The following is a 13,393-nucleotide window of genomic DNA, read 5'->3' on the forward strand; positions in this document are numbered from 1 at the left end:
ATCCGTGCCGGCGCCTATGCGCGGGAAATAGAGCCCGGATAACAAAACGGCGCCCGAAGGCGCCGTCTTGCGAATAGTCTGAACCGCTTGCTGTCACGCAGCCTTCTTGCGCTTGCGGCCGAGACCCATGTTCTTGGCCAGACGCGAGCGCGCGGCAGCGTAATTGGGTGCAACCATCGGATAGGAGGCATCCAGATCCCACTTCTCGCGGTACTGCTCAGGCGTCAGACCGTAATGGGTCATCAGGTGACGCTTCAAAGACTTGAACTTCTTGCCGTCTTCGAGGCAGACGATGTAGTCATCCGCAACGGATTTCTTCGGGTTGATTGCAGGCTTTGGCTTTTCCTGAATCGCGACGACTGCTTCTGCACCACTGCCGACCCGACCAAGAGCAGCGTGGACATCAGCGATAAGCGCGGGAAGATCGCCAGATGGCACTGAATTGTTGCTTACATAAGCAGCAACCAATTCAGCGGTCAGTTCCAGGAGAACGTCTCCAGCAGCTGTATTTGAATTGTCGAATGTTGTCATCAAAGTCCAAATCCTTCATCTAATTTGAAAAGTTGGTATTACACGGGAAAGCAAGCAGTATAAATCTGCAAATATCAGAAACCCTGACACTGATGACGACACTGTATTCAGGATGGAGCCCTAATTGTCAAATCAATACTTCACCTAAAAAAGAAATATTTGTAATTTTTCCTTGATATTGAATTTACTGCGAACCTGGTGCTGATTGGGCCAGGAAAGCTAAAATCCCGCTACACGTATGATAACATAAATGTTCACACGTGAACATCCGCACAACACCACTAAGACCAAAAATGGCAAAAATGAGGAACCAATCCGCATTTCACAAGCATTCTATAACAACGGAGGCCGCTCAGAGCAGTGCCAGACCTACTTTAGTGCAACATGAGACAATAATAAGTAATTCTGTTTTTGATCAAAAAGACAAATTACGTGGAAATATGCGCGAAAAATCCTGCTCAAGAGCCCGGATCAGCGGTCGAACGGGTGTAAAACCGGCAAAAGACGCGACTTTCGTCACCGGATTGGCGACGGGCGCGCGAGCGTCGCAATAGTGTTGCAGGCGGCGCGCCACAGTATTCGCAGATGAACCGGCGGATCTCGTCTATCGGCACATCCGATGCAAGGCTCTGTTCCGGACAGGCAGGATTGACGAATCCTTCGCAGATGTGATTGTCATCGTGTTCTCCGGCAAAGTGCGACATTGTTCCGTTGCAAAGTCATCAGCCTTTCCATCCACTGTACTGAGAGTATTTCATGACCAAAACATCACGTTTCACCTCTCTTCCCGCCCCGCAATCAGCCAAACACCCGGTATCGGACACGCGCCACGGCATAACCCGTGTCGACAACTATGCGTGGATGCGCGCCGACAACTGGCAGGACGTATTCAAGGATCCGTCCGTGCTCGATCCGGCCATCCGCAGCCACCTGGAAGCAGAAAACGCCTATCAAACCGCGCTGATGGCCGACACGAAGGCGCTGCAGAGCACCCTGTTCGACGAGATGAAAGGGCGGATCAAGGAAGACGATTCCTCGGTCCCCTCCAAGGACGGCCCCTTTGCCTATGGCACGTCCTACAAGACCGGCGGCCAGCATCCGCGCTTCTTCCGCATACCGCGCGACGGCGGCGCGGAGACGATGCTGCTGGACGGCGATCTGGAAGGCGAAGGCAAGGCCTATTTCAGCCTGGCTTCCGCCGATCATTCGCCGGATCACGCCAAAATGATCTGGGGTTTCGATGACAAGGGATCCGAGTTCTACACATTGCGGGTGCGCGATCTGACGACGCTGGCCGACGCAACCGATGTGGTCACCGAAACATCGGGCGACGGCGTGTGGAATGCCCAGTCAACCGGCTTTTACTACACCAAGGTGGATGCCAACCATCGCCCGTCGCGCCTGTTCTACCACGTGCTCGGCCAGCCGGAGAGCGCGGACCGCCTGATCCATGAGGAAACGGATCCCGGCTTTTTCATGGGCGTCAGCGGCAGCGCGCTCGATGATTTCATCTTCATCGATTGTCACGATCACGAAACGTCGGAAGTCTGGCTGCTCGATGCCAGGGATGCCGCGTCCGAACCCCGCCTTGTCGCCGCGCGCCAGTCCGGTGTGGAATACAGCATGACCGAAGGCGGCGATGTCTTCTATATCCTCACCAACATCGACGGTGCCAAGGATTTCAAGATCATGAGCACGCCGGTGACCGCGCCGGAACCGGCCAACTGGACCGAGGTGGTGGCGCACAAGCCGGGACGCCTGCTGCTCGGCCATGGCGCCTACAGGGATTATCTGGTCTGGCTGGAGCGGGAAAACGGCCTGCCGCGCATCATGATCCACAACCGCCACACGGGCGAGGAACACGCCATCGCCTTTGACGAAGAGGCGTTTTCCCTCGGCCTGCAGGGCAGCCCCGAATATGACAGCGAGGTCATCCGCTTCTCCTACTCCTCCATGACCACGCCATCGCAACTCTACGACTACAATATGCGCACGCGCGAGCGCACGCTGCTGAAAACCCAGGAAGTCCCCTCCGGCCACAACCCGGACGACTATGTCACGCGGCGGCTGCTGGCTCCGGCGGCGGACGGCGAAACCGTGCCGGTTTCCATCGTCTATCACCGCGATACGAAACTGGATGGTTCCGCACCCTGCCTGCTCTACGGCTATGGCTCTTACGGCTCGACCATGTCGGCAAGTTTCAGCACCACGCGCCTGTCGCTCGTCGATCGCGGCTTCATCTATGCCCTCGCCCATATTCGCGGCGGCAAGGACAAGGGCTATGCCTGGTATGAGAATGGCAAGCGCCTGCACAAGAAGAACACGTTCAGCGATTTCATCGCGGTCGCCCGCCATCTCGTGGCGGAAGGCTTTACCAGCCCGCAAGGCACCATAGCCCATGGCGGCTCCGCCGGCGGCCTGCTGATGGGCGCGGTTGCCAACATGGCGCCGGAGGCATTTGGCGGCATCATCGCCGAAGTGCCCTTTGTCGACGTCATCAACACGATGCTGGACGATACCTTGCCGCTCACCCCGCCCGAATGGACCGAATGGGGCAATCCGATCACCTCGCCGACGGACTATGCCTACATGGCGTCCTATTCGCCCTACGACAATATCCGGGCACAGGCCTATCCGCCTGTTCTGGCGGTCGCCGGGCTGACCGATCCGCGCGTCACCTACTGGGAACCGGCCAAATGGGTGGCCAAGTTGCGCGAGCTCAAGACCGACGATCATCCCGTGCTGTTCCGCGTCAACATGGATGCGGGGCATGCGGGTGCCTCCGGCCGCTTCTCCCATCTGGAGGAAGTCGCCTATGTCTATGCCTATGCCCTCAAGCTCGTGAACAAGACCGCGGCCTGATCACAGGCACGTCATCCCCGCCGCCCGTTGACACCAGCGGGCGGCCGGTGCACTGGGTAGCTGGAAATATCAGCACGGCATTTCCCGCGCGTGTACCCCTATCGCAAGATCAGTTTTGACCTGTCATCCGGATCGGTATCGATAAGGCGCTCTGTCTTTACTGCCAGGATATAAGCCGGAATCTTGAAGACAATTTCCATATTTCCAAATATTGCCAGAGCGTGTTCCGGCAGTTTCCGCCTCTCATATGCCGCCAGATCGATACCGGGGCCGATATGTCGCCATAGCCCCGGCTGATTGGCCTGGCGAAAGCTGCGGGCATCGGCCCAGCCGAAGGAAACGATCCGGCTTTCGCCCGGCCGCGTTCGCTCGATTTCTGCAGCAAAATCGCGCGCCAGTTGCAAGGCACGGACGGAAACCCGGACCGAGCCCGGCCCGGCAAGCTCCCAAGCATGGGGCGCATCGTCAAAAAATCGTGTTGCCATCGACGAAATCCTCAAAACGGTCTCAGGAACCGCGGTGGTTTGAATTCCTCGTGAAAGCACTCAAGGGATAATATTCCTATTTCTTATTCCGCCGTCAATTCGACTTTGGTCGCGCAGATGTGTTCGCCCGTGCACCTCATCACGGTTACACGTGCTGCGGTTTCGGCTATAAAGGCACAAAGCGTTTGTGGGGAAGCAATGTCAGACTTGGTTCACTGCGGAGGTTTATGATGAAACGAAGCGCTCTTGTCCTGATGCTCGGCGTGGCGTTCGCCGCCCAGCCCCTGCTTTCGGTTCTGGATACAACCGGGGTGCAGGCAGCGGTTCGCAAGAATGTCAGCGAATTTGCCGGGCAGCGCTGCAACAACCCGCCGCGCGGATCAGGCGTGATCGTCGGCCGCTATTCCGGCACGACCGACAATCCGATCATTTCCATGGGCAGCGACAATGTGCCGGTTTCCGACTTTCGCTGCTTCCGCACGATGGAAGAATGCCGCGGCTGGCTCTACACCATGCGCAGCAAATATGTCGACGGGAACTCCGTGCTGATCGGGTGCAACAGGCGCTGAGTTCAGGCCGCGCCGCTGATCCGCTTCATCGTGGCTTCCAGACTGTCCTGAGCAAAACCGTCATCCATCGCCTGCATTGCATTGCTGGCAGCAGTCGCGGCCCGCGCCCACATCGTGGCTTCGTAAGCCCGGACGGCGATGGGCCGGTCCTCGTTCCCGGTCAAGGCATCGGCGAGATCGGCGGCATCGCGCAGCGCCAGATTGCCACCCTCGCCCGCCGGTGGCATGACATGCGCTGCATCGCCGATCAGCGTCACACCAGCGCGGCTCTGCCAGCGGTGCCCGACTGGCAGCGCGCAAATCGGCCAGGGCCGCACCGGGTCCTTTGCCGATTCTATGAGCTGCAGCAGACTGCCGTCCCAGCCGGCGAACTGCGCGGCAAGGCTTTCCTTCGTCGCCTCGAACCCCGGCTTCTCCTTGCCCCGCAGCGCCGCATAGACGCGGATATGCGCATTGGCGTTGCGCTGCGCGAAGATCGATTTGCCGTCGCCCTTGGCAATCATCGTGCCGCGTCCGACCAGCGCCGCAATATCGGGATGGCGCGCGTCGGCATCGTCGATCGCAAGTTCATAGAGGGTCAGTCCGATATGCCGGGGCTTTTCGTCCGTCACCAGTGCACGCACCCTTGACCCTACGCCGTCAGCTCCGACAACGAAATCATGCCGGGCGACGGAACCGTTTTCGAAATGCAGTTCGAACGTGCCGTCATCGCACCCCAGGGCTTCCGTCAAACGGCAGCCCCAGCGAACACTGTCTGCCGGAATGGACCGCAAAAGCAGGTCTCTCAATTGGCTGCGGTCAATCTCCGGGCGGTCTCCGTCGGAGGCATCGTCCTTGTAGACAAGCAGGCCGTGCTTGTCATAAAGCCGCGTGCCCTGGTCTTCGTAGCGCGCAAAATGCTGAAACTCGGCAAACAGCCCGGCTCGCTTCATGGCATACTGCCCGGTTCCGGGATGCAGGTCGAGCATACCGCCCTGCCCGCGATGCAGGGCCGATTCATCCCGCTCATAAACCGTGAAGGCGACGCCCTTCAGATACAACATACGCGCGAGCAACAGCCCGCCGGGGCCACCGCCGACAATGGCGATCCCTGAATTCTTTGACATGTTCATCATCTCACTGGTAGATTGCATAGGGTCCTATTATTATATCATAGGGTCCTATGCAAGGAGAATCGCCATGCCCGGCCCGGACCCGAGACAAACCCCATCTTTCCTCATCAAGCAGGCAGCGCGAGAGCTGATGCGCAGAGGCGAGGAGCGGCTGCGGCCGCTTGGTCTCGGCGCGGCGTATCTCCCGGTTCTGGTGGCGGTGAAGAATGGCGAAGCATCGACGCAGGCCGATCTGGCCCGGCTGCTGCAGGTGGAACAGCCGTCCATGGCCCAGGCGCTGGCCCGGATGGAACGGGACGGCTTCATTCAGCGCAAGCCCGATCCGGCCCATCGGCGGAGCCAGATCATCGAGCTCACCGCGCTCGCCTTCGAGCGCCTGCCGCAGGCCTATGCGGCGCTGAACGAGGGCAACATTCTGGCCATGACGGGTTTTTCCGCCGGCGAGACGGCGCAGTTCGTGGCCTTTCTCAATCGCGTCAATGCCAATCTGCGCAATGAGGATAGCAAGTCCTGATTCCCCCCGAATGGGCGGCTCAGGCGGGCCTGCCCTTCCAGACGATATCGCTGACGTTGAGTTTTTTGGGAATGATCTTCAGCTCATAGAACTCATCCGCCAGCGCCTGCTGATAGGCAACAACCTCCGGGGTGACGGCTCCGACATTGCCCAGCTGGGCATCGTCGCGAGTCAGCGTGACCCTCTGGATGTCCTCGGGCACGCCGGTGATTTTCGACAGGGCGGCGACGGTTTCGTCCAGATTGTCCTGCGCCGCCCGGCCAACCCGCGCCAGTTCGTCCAGCACGTCGCTCAGGATATCGCCATGGGCAGCGGCGAAATCGCCATTGCTGAGGAAATACGACCAACTGTCGACGATTCCCCGGCCCGTTGCCAGAACACGGGTTTCGGGGCGTTTTTCGGCAACCGCCAGATAGGGGTCCCAGATCGACCACGCATCGATCTGGCCGGAGGAAAAAGCCGCCGCCGCATCCGGCGGCGACAGGTCCGACGCCGTGATGTCGTTCACCGACAGGCCCGCCGTGCGCAGCGCCTTGACCGTAAAATTGTGCGCGCTCGAGCCGCGCTTGAAGGCAACGCGCTTGCCCTTGAGATCGGCAAGACTGTTGATCGGCGAATCCTTGCGCACCAGAATGGCCGATCCGTCCGGCGAGCCCTTGTAGGTGCCGGCATAGACCAGATTGCCGCCCGCGGCCTGCGCAAAGAGCGGCGGCACATCGCCGGTCGGACCGAAATCGACCGCACCGGCACCCAGCGCCTCGAGCAGCGGCGGACCGGAGGAGAATTCGGCCCAGCTTACGGCGATGCCGCGCGCTGCAAAGCGTTTCTCCAGCGCGCCCGTCCCTTTGGCCAGGGCGAGGACACCGTTCTTCTGCCAGCCGATGCGCAGTGTTTTGACCGGCACCGTAGCGGCCGCCCGGACGGTCAACGGCACCAGCGCGGTCACGGCCGCCGCCCCGATCAGCGAAAGAGTCTGTCTGCGTGTAACCATCGATGCCATCCTTTCCATCTCCTGCGGGCTGCCACGGGCAGGCACCTCACACGCAAGGATGGGGTAAACGCGGAACCGGATCGACGTCATAAATATTGAACAATGGGCGGGATCGGGAAAATCATGCCCTGCCAAGCCGGATGAAGTGAAATCGTTTGGCCGAAAGGCCATCCCGGCGGCGTGCGTTCAGGGCTTGGGGAAACCGCGGGGATGGGCAGGAATAGCTTTCAGGTAAGCCGCGATCGCCGCCCGGTCAGCCGGCTCCAGATGCGCCGTGTTCAACACGACATCGGTCATCGACCCGCCGAGCGAGTCGAAATCGGGCGTAAACCCGCTTTCCAGGGCATAGGCGATATCCTTTTCCGACCAGCTATCGATACCGCCCTCGCCGCCTGTGATGTTGGGAACGACACCCTTGCCCTCGGGCGCCTTTGCGCCGGCCAACCAGCGGCTCTTGTCCAGCCCGCCAATGGCGTTGCGCGGTGTGTGGCATTCACCGCAATGGCCGGGGCCTTCCACCAGATACTGGCCGCGCTTGATCGCATCCGTGGCATCGGCGATCGTGAGAACCGGATCGGATGCCAGATAGAGGCGCTTCCACAGCCCCAATCCCCGGCGAACGGTGAAGGGGAAACGCAGCCGGTGATCCGCCGCCACATTGTCCGACGGCGGCAGCGTTTTCAGGTAGGCATAGAGATCAGCGATATCCTGCACCTGCATGCGCGCATAGGAGGTGTAGGGAAAGGCGGGATAATAGTGCCTTCCATCCGGCGATACCCCGGCGAGCATGGCATTGGCCAGGTCTTCGAACGACCAGGCGCCGATGCCCTTGCCGGAGGGAGAAATGTTAGGGGTAACGAAGGTACCGAACGGCGTGACCAGCTCATGGCCGCCTGTCAGCACCAGACGCGCATCGCCTCTGGCGCCCGGTGCGGCATGGCAGGAGGCGCAGCCCCCCGACCAGAATACCCGTTCGCCGCGCTTGGCATCACCGGGAGCCGCGGCGGCAAGCCGTGCCGGATCAACCCGCGACGGCGCCGACAGCAACCAGAATCCGGCGCCCCCCGCCATGGCAGCCACAATGACGAGCAGCAGCAGCTTGCGGATCATTGTGCCTCCCCCGCCTGTCCGATCAGTTCTTCTTGATGCGGAAGGTCTGATGGCAGGCGCCGCAATTCTGCGAGACCTGCGCGAAGGCAAGCTTGAAGCTGTCAAGGTCCTGCGGTTTGGTGGCAGCCGCTGCTGCGGCATCGGCCTTGTACTTGTTGACAGCAGCGACGAAGCCCGCATTGTCTTCCCAGATTTTCGGCGAAGCGGTGGTCTCGCCGCCGGTGTCGCTGCCGGCCGGAAACAGCGCTGCCGGATCGATCTTTTGGGCATCCTCGTTCAGCTTGCTGAGAGCCGCCAGCACCGCAGCCGCATCAAACGGCTTTTCGCCTTTGGCAATCGGGGCGATACTGCCGATGGTCTTGCCCTGATCCTTCATAATCGCCTGCCGGTCCGCAATCGGATCAGCGCCTGCGGCAGCCGAAAACACTGTCATGGCCAGCAAAGGCGCCGCAGCGAATGCAATCAGTCTCTTCATGGATGTCTCCAACTCTCGTGGCTTCAAAAACATGTGGCTTCAAGGGTTTTCAGGGGCATTCCCGGGTCCGAACCCTACAGTAAACATCCCGGATTGCACCCGCCCCATACGATCACATTTTCGTATGACAGACATTGGTTCGCATACGAAAAACCCCGGCTTTCGGCCGGGGTTTTGCTTTCTGTCCGTCAGATACGGCGCCATCTGCGATCATGGCGGTGATGCCAGTACGGGCGATCCCAACGGCGGTCATAGCGATGATAATAGCGGCGGTCCCAACGACGGTCCCAACGGCGATCATAGCGGTGACGCCAGTGCGGGCGATCCCAGCGGCGGTCATAGTGACGATAATAGCGGCGGTCGTAGCGGCGATCGTAATAGTCACGGTAATACTGAACGCGCTGCACATTGCTGTCTGCAGCCGCTGGCCCTGTTGCGGTGATGGGCTTTTCGACAGTCATCGGGGCGGCGGACACCGGTCCGGCTGCTCCGAGGGCTCCGATCGACATCACGACGGCAAAAAGAGCTGACATCAACTTTTTCATAGTGCCTCCAGTGAAATGCGCCCTGAGAACGTGCATTTCGACATGTTAAGTCCCTTGGGAATAGACTTAAGTCTAATCCCATGAACCAGAGATGAATAATCAATATGGCGCAGCAATGGCACGGGGGATGCGGGCGATCACATATAAAAACGGCCCGTGCGAATATGTGAAAACACCTTCGCACGGCCCGCTAGGGCATCCCTTATTCGCTCGCGCCGTTGTTGGCATCCAGCCGCGTCAGTATCTGATAGGCCATGCGGATGCGGTCCTCATTGGGATAGTATTTGTTGGCCAGAATGACGATGCCGAACTGCTTTTTCGGCACGAACGCGACATAGCCGCCGAACCCGTTGGTGGAACCTGTCTTGTTGATGAGTACATCGTCGCGGGCAGGCTGCGGCGGCGTCAGCGCGGTCACCGGCGTCGGCTTGAGCATGTCGGGAGAGTTGCCGCGCAGTAGCGTCTTCAGATCGACCGGATAGGCATATTGTTCCCAGATCAGATCCTGCGTCATCGCACCGACCTTGAAATAGCCGGTATGCGTATCGGCGATCGCCCGCTGCAGCTTGCCTTCCAGCCTGGCCATTTTCATGTTTGCTTCCAGGAAATGGATCAGGTCCGTGCTTGTGGTTTTCACACCATAGGCTTCCGAGGAAAGGACCGCCTTGCTCACCCGGGCCGGAACATCCTTCCTGGTATAACCCTGGGCATAGTCCGCCATTTTGGTGTCCGGCACGTCGATATAGGTGCTTTTCAAGCCAAGGGCCGGAAACAGCTGCCCTTCCATCAACGCGGCAAAATTCCGGTTCATCGCCTTTGCCGCGATGTAACCCAGCATGCCGATGCTCGGATTGGCATAGGTCCGGTATGTTCCGGCGGCATAGGCCGGCTTCCAGTTCCGCAGATAGGTCATCAGCTGGTCGTCGTTCTTCACCTCGTCGGGAACCTGCACCGGGAAGCCGCCCGGCGTATGGGTGCCAAGGTGCATCAGGCTGACATTGCCGAAGGCCGTATCCCGCATGGACGGCAGATACTTGCTGGTCTTGTCCGACAGGGAAAGCTGACCGTTTGCCTGCGCATAGGCCGCAAGCGTGACCACGAAGGTCTTGCTGATCGATCCGATCTCGAAGAGCGTATCGGCCGTGACCGGCTTGCCGGTTTCCCGGGAGGAAACGCCGTAGTCAAACAGATAGGGCTTTCCCTTGATCGTCACGGCGACGGCCATTCCGGGAATATTGTATTTTTCCATGACCGGCCTGATTGCCGCATCCACGACGGCCCTGACTGCCGTCGCCGGTTTGTCGGCCGCATGCCCCATGGCGGCCGGCGCACAGGCGGCAAACAGGATGGAGAGCAGAACTCTGGTGGCTTTCGCTGGCATTTCTTCGACTTCCTTTGCTGGTTCGGCATTGTGGACGGGTCCGCGACCGGCGCGGATTGCGCGCCGATTGAAAACCCCGCAGGTGCTGGTCATGGAGATCGCCTGACATAAGACTGGCTTCCGCATTGCATCGCAGACCTGCTGAGCCGCATCTATCTAACCGGCTGGGATGCCCTGTCAAAACATGATATCTCGGGGCAGACATAAGAAAAACTAGTGGCCCGATTCTGACATTTGCAACCCTTTGATACAAGCAACTCAGGCAAATGTCAGAATCAAAGGGCCACTAGCAAGCTTATGATTCTAGTGGAACTTTGAATTTGACATTCGCATGTTGCGCGTGATGTTAGATGGGATGCGAATGTCAAATTCGTTCCACTAGGGCACACATGGTTCGGCCATTTCTCCCCCTCAACGGCCTCAGAGCCTTCGAAGCTTCCGCGCGGCACCTGAGCTTCACCCGCGCGGCCATCGAATTGTGCGTGACGCAGGCTGCGGTGAGCCAGCAGGTGAAGAGCCTGGAAATGCGTCTGGGCGTACCGCTGTTCCTGCGCCTGCCGCGCGGCCTGAAGATAACGGCGGAAGGCGAAGCACTTTTGCCCGTGGTCACCGGCTCCTTCGACCGGATGGCCGACACGCTTGACCGGATCGAGGGCGGACAGGTCCGCGAGCTGCTGTTTCTGGGGGCGGTCGGCACATTCGCCGTCGGCTGGCTCCTGCCGAGACTGCCGAATTTCCAGCGACAGTTTCCCTTTATCGAGGTTCGTCTGTCGACCAACAACAATCGGGTCGACATGGCGGCGGAAGGGCTTGATTTTGCCATCCGGTTCGGCAACGGCGCCTGGCACGGCACGGATGCGACCCGCCTGTTCGAGGCGCCGCTCTCACCGCTGTGCGTGCCGCAGCTGGCCGAGACGCTGCTGGAGCCCGCCGATCTTGCCAGTCACACGCTGCTGAGAAGCTATCGCATGGATGAGTGGAACAACTGGTTCGCGGCGGCCAATGTTCCCGCCTCGCCCCAATTGAACAAGGCCATCGTGTTCGACTCGTCCCTGGCCATGATGGAAGCCGCCCTGCAGGGAATCGGCGTTGCTCTTGCGCCGCCGATGATGTTTTCACGCCACCTGACCGCAGGCGCCATCGAACAGCCGTTCCAGACCTCGATCTCGCTGGGAAGCTACTGGCTGACGCGGCTGCAATCGCGCACGCCGACACCAGCAATGGCCGCCTTTGCCGAATGGATCGTTTCAGCGCCCTGATCAGATTGAAACCGTCTGGTTTTTCAATACCGCGCCGAGATTGTCGAGCATGGCGCTCCAGCCGGCCCGGCGGTATTCCGGCTTGTCTTCATCATCAAGAAAGGCCGCCTGTTCTGTGAGGACAAGGCGGCAGCCCTTGCCCGACGGCGTGAGGTCAACGGTCACGATGCTGCTGGAAATGGGCGTCGTTTCGCGTCTCATCGTGCCGGCGGAAATGATCCGTTCATTCGGCACGATATCCTGGTAGGAACTGGTGCTGACATAGGTTTCGCCGCCGGTCTTGCCGAAACGGAAGATGTCACCGCCGCCGACACGAAAATCGAAGTGATCATAGGCCGCGTGCCAGCCATCGCCCATGGCGTTCCAGCGCAGGAGCGCCTCGACACTGGACCAGGCAGCAAATACGCGCTCCGGCGGGGCATCATAGGTGCGCTCGACAATGATGGTTGCATGGTTGACGGAACCTCCGGTCATGATGTCCTCCCTTGCCGGTCAATTCATTAAGTGATTACTTAAGTATCACGCGATTGGCGATCGCGCAACTAATACTTAATTATTGACTTAAGTGTCTTACCCCCGAAAATGTCCGCTGCCAGCGCAGCGCACCGGTTCTTGCATAAGCGGCAATCGGGTAAACTCCATGGTGCTGGTGAGTCGAAGGAAAAGCCCGTGAAGAAAAAACGCGCCGACCACGTCTGGGATGTCCCGCCTTCCGCGCGCGGCAAGCCCGCCCGGCTGACGGTTGCCACCTGCCAGTTTCCGGTTTCGCATGACATCAACGCCAATCTGGCCCATATGCTCGATCTCATCGCCCGCACCGCATCTGCCGGTGCTGATGTCGTGCATTTTCCCGAATGCGCCCTCTCCGGCTATGGCGCCGCGACATGGCCATCCTGGGATGATTTCGAATGGGCAACGCTCAACGCCGCCATGGACAGGGTTGCCGAGGCGGCTCGCGCCCATGCGATCTGGATCGTCACCGGTTCGGTGCATTGGGATCACGCGCACACCCGGCCCACCAATGCGCTGTTCGTGTTTGACGATAGGGGAGCGATTGCCGGGCGTTATGACAAGCGGCGCTGCTCGATCAACGATCTGCGCGCCTTTGCGCCGGGCGATACGCCGCTGACTCTCGATATCAAGGGTGTGCGCTGCGGTTTTCTCATCTGCCTCGACTGGGCCTTTCCCGAACTCTGGCAGGAACACGCCGGCAAGGTCGAGCTGGTCTTCCATTCCTGCTACACGGACAATGTATCGCGCGACCGGATCGAGGCCCATGCGATCCAGCCGCTGATCCAGGGCTATGCCTGGCTCAACCAGTATGCTGTCAGCTCATCCAATTCATGCCGGCCGCGCCAGAATTTTCCCAGCTTCTGGATCGAGCGCACCGGCCATCACGGCGGCAGCGCGGCACGGGACGAAACCGGTTTCATCCTGAACGTGCTGACCGACGATCCGGAACTCGACGCCTTCTGCCAGCGGGTGCTGGAATTCCGGCGTTCAGCCAGCGACGGCAGCCTCTATGCGCCCTATCTGGAAGCCAACAAGGCTTGATGCAA

14 protein-coding genes are annotated in these 13,393 nt (G+C 59.8%); 5 read left to right on the plus strand and 9 right to left on the minus strand.

Features of this window, described 5'->3' with window-relative positions:
• Nucleotides 1-93: 93 nt before the first annotated feature.
• On the minus strand, nucleotides 94-531 hold the full coding sequence (locus ACP7B1_RS19610) for a MucR family transcriptional regulator (protein ID WP_091880604.1): 438 nt from the start codon (nucleotides 529-531) through the stop codon (nucleotides 94-96).
• Between the two features lie 756 nt (nucleotides 532-1,287).
• Here ACP7B1_RS19610 and ACP7B1_RS19615 point away from each other — a divergent pair.
• The gene (locus tag ACP7B1_RS19615; protein WP_346307908.1) at nucleotides 1,288-3,393 is read left to right on the plus strand and encodes a S9 family peptidase; all 2,106 of its coding nucleotides are present in this window, start codon (nucleotides 1,288-1,290) and stop codon (nucleotides 3,391-3,393) included.
• Nucleotides 3,394-3,491: 98 nt separating this feature from the next.
• Here ACP7B1_RS19615 and ACP7B1_RS19620 read toward each other — a convergent pair whose 3' ends face one another.
• Complete coding sequence (locus tag ACP7B1_RS19620; protein ID WP_346307907.1) at nucleotides 3,492-3,878, minus strand: hypothetical protein; 387 nt, start codon at nucleotides 3,876-3,878, stop codon at nucleotides 3,492-3,494.
• A gap of 230 nt (nucleotides 3,879-4,108) precedes the next feature.
• Between ACP7B1_RS19620 and ACP7B1_RS19625 the strand changes: the two genes are divergently transcribed.
• Entirely contained in the window at nucleotides 4,109-4,447 is a 339-nt protein-coding gene (locus tag ACP7B1_RS19625) for a metallophosphoesterase (protein WP_346307906.1), read from the plus strand.
• Nucleotides 4,448-4,449: 2 nt separating this feature from the next.
• Here the strand turns inward: ACP7B1_RS19625 and ACP7B1_RS19630 are convergent, their stop codons facing one another.
• Nucleotides 4,450-5,553 (minus strand): NAD(P)/FAD-dependent oxidoreductase, encoded by a 1,104-nt coding sequence (locus ACP7B1_RS19630; RefSeq protein ID WP_346307905.1) that lies wholly within the window; start codon nucleotides 5,551-5,553, stop codon nucleotides 4,450-4,452.
• A gap of 73 nt (nucleotides 5,554-5,626) precedes the next feature.
• On the opposite strand from ACP7B1_RS19630, the gene ACP7B1_RS19635 reads away from it, so the two are divergent.
• Entirely contained in the window at nucleotides 5,627-6,073 is a 447-nt protein-coding gene (locus tag ACP7B1_RS19635) for a MarR family winged helix-turn-helix transcriptional regulator (RefSeq protein WP_403170860.1), read from the plus strand.
• Between the two features lie 19 nt (nucleotides 6,074-6,092).
• Here ACP7B1_RS19635 and ACP7B1_RS19640 read toward each other — a convergent pair whose 3' ends face one another.
• The 5 genes from ACP7B1_RS19640 to ampC form a co-directional block, all read right to left on the minus strand.
• Nucleotides 6,093-7,064: an aliphatic sulfonate ABC transporter substrate-binding protein gene (locus ACP7B1_RS19640; RefSeq protein ID WP_346307904.1), complete on the minus strand. Its 972-nt coding sequence runs from the start codon at nucleotides 7,062-7,064 to the stop codon at nucleotides 6,093-6,095.
• Between the two features lie 186 nt (nucleotides 7,065-7,250).
• Complete coding sequence (locus tag ACP7B1_RS19645) at nucleotides 7,251-8,174, minus strand: cytochrome c (RefSeq protein ID WP_346307903.1); 924 nt, start codon at nucleotides 8,172-8,174, stop codon at nucleotides 7,251-7,253.
• A 22-nt stretch (nucleotides 8,175-8,196) separates the two neighbouring features.
• Nucleotides 8,197-8,649: a c-type cytochrome gene (locus ACP7B1_RS19650; RefSeq protein WP_346307902.1), complete on the minus strand. Its 453-nt coding sequence runs from the start codon at nucleotides 8,647-8,649 to the stop codon at nucleotides 8,197-8,199.
• A gap of 188 nt (nucleotides 8,650-8,837) precedes the next feature.
• Nucleotides 8,838-9,182: a hypothetical protein gene (locus ACP7B1_RS19655; RefSeq protein WP_346307901.1), complete on the minus strand. Its 345-nt coding sequence runs from the start codon at nucleotides 9,180-9,182 to the stop codon at nucleotides 8,838-8,840.
• A gap of 214 nt (nucleotides 9,183-9,396) precedes the next feature.
• Nucleotides 9,397-10,575, minus strand: a complete 1,179-nt coding sequence (ampC, locus tag ACP7B1_RS19660) for a class C beta-lactamase (RefSeq protein ID WP_426137234.1) — start codon at nucleotides 10,573-10,575, stop codon at nucleotides 9,397-9,399.
• A gap of 389 nt (nucleotides 10,576-10,964) precedes the next feature.
• Here ampC and ACP7B1_RS19665 point away from each other — a divergent pair, with 389 nt between their 5' ends.
• Nucleotides 10,965-11,834 carry a LysR family transcriptional regulator gene (locus tag ACP7B1_RS19665; protein ID WP_346307900.1) on the plus strand — a complete coding sequence of 290 codons (870 nt, stop codon included), beginning with the start codon at nucleotides 10,965-10,967 and terminating at the stop codon, nucleotides 11,832-11,834.
• Here the strand turns inward: ACP7B1_RS19665 and ACP7B1_RS19670 are convergent, their stop codons facing one another.
• Nucleotides 11,835-12,308 (minus strand): SRPBCC family protein, encoded by a 474-nt coding sequence (locus tag ACP7B1_RS19670; protein ID WP_426137206.1) that lies wholly within the window; start codon nucleotides 12,306-12,308, stop codon nucleotides 11,835-11,837. It lies immediately after the preceding gene.
• Between the two features lie 195 nt (nucleotides 12,309-12,503).
• Here ACP7B1_RS19670 and ACP7B1_RS19675 point away from each other — a divergent pair, with 195 nt between their 5' ends.
• Nucleotides 12,504-13,388: a carbon-nitrogen hydrolase family protein gene (locus tag ACP7B1_RS19675; RefSeq protein WP_346307898.1), complete on the plus strand. Its 885-nt coding sequence runs from the start codon at nucleotides 12,504-12,506 to the stop codon at nucleotides 13,386-13,388.
• Nucleotides 13,389-13,393 lie beyond the last annotated feature (5 nt).

It is taken from the genome of Phyllobacterium sp. SL163 (assembly GCF_049896885.1).
Classification (GTDB): domain Bacteria; phylum Pseudomonadota; class Alphaproteobacteria; order Rhizobiales; family Rhizobiaceae; genus Phyllobacterium; species Phyllobacterium calauticae.

Excerpts from the sequence above, each read along its gene's own strand:
- ACP7B1_RS19665 (WP_346307900.1), top strand. The coding sequence starts at position 10,965 with ATGGTTCGGCCATTTCTCCCCCTCAACGGCCTCAGAGCCTTCGAAGCT.
- ACP7B1_RS19635 (WP_403170860.1), top strand. The coding sequence starts at position 5,627 with ATGCCCGGCCCGGACCCGAGACAAACCCCATCTTTCCTCATCAAGCAG.
- ACP7B1_RS19610 (WP_091880604.1), bottom strand. The coding sequence starts at position 531 with ATGACAACATTCGACAATTCAAATACAGCTGCTGGAGACGTTCTCCTG.
- ACP7B1_RS19670 (WP_426137206.1), bottom strand. The coding sequence starts at position 12,308 with ATGACCGGAGGTTCCGTCAACCATGCAACCATCATTGTCGAGCGCACC.
- ampC (WP_426137234.1), bottom strand. The coding sequence starts at position 10,575 with ATGCCAGCGAAAGCCACCAGAGTTCTGCTCTCCATCCTGTTTGCCGCC.
- ACP7B1_RS19630 (WP_346307905.1), bottom strand. The coding sequence starts at position 5,553 with ATGTCAAAGAATTCAGGGATCGCCATTGTCGGCGGTGGCCCCGGCGGG.
- ACP7B1_RS19620 (WP_346307907.1), bottom strand. The coding sequence starts at position 3,878 with ATGGCAACACGATTTTTTGACGATGCGCCCCATGCTTGGGAGCTTGCC.
- ACP7B1_RS19640 (WP_346307904.1), bottom strand. The coding sequence starts at position 7,064 with ATGGTTACACGCAGACAGACTCTTTCGCTGATCGGGGCGGCGGCCGTG.
- ACP7B1_RS19625 (WP_346307906.1), top strand. The coding sequence starts at position 4,109 with ATGAAACGAAGCGCTCTTGTCCTGATGCTCGGCGTGGCGTTCGCCGCC.
- ACP7B1_RS19655 (WP_346307901.1), bottom strand. The coding sequence starts at position 9,182 with ATGTCAGCTCTTTTTGCCGTCGTGATGTCGATCGGAGCCCTCGGAGCA.
- ACP7B1_RS19650 (WP_346307902.1), bottom strand. The coding sequence starts at position 8,649 with ATGAAGAGACTGATTGCATTCGCTGCGGCGCCTTTGCTGGCCATGACA.
- ACP7B1_RS19645 (WP_346307903.1), bottom strand. The coding sequence starts at position 8,174 with ATGATCCGCAAGCTGCTGCTGCTCGTCATTGTGGCTGCCATGGCGGGG.
- ACP7B1_RS19615 (WP_346307908.1), top strand. The coding sequence starts at position 1,288 with ATGACCAAAACATCACGTTTCACCTCTCTTCCCGCCCCGCAATCAGCC.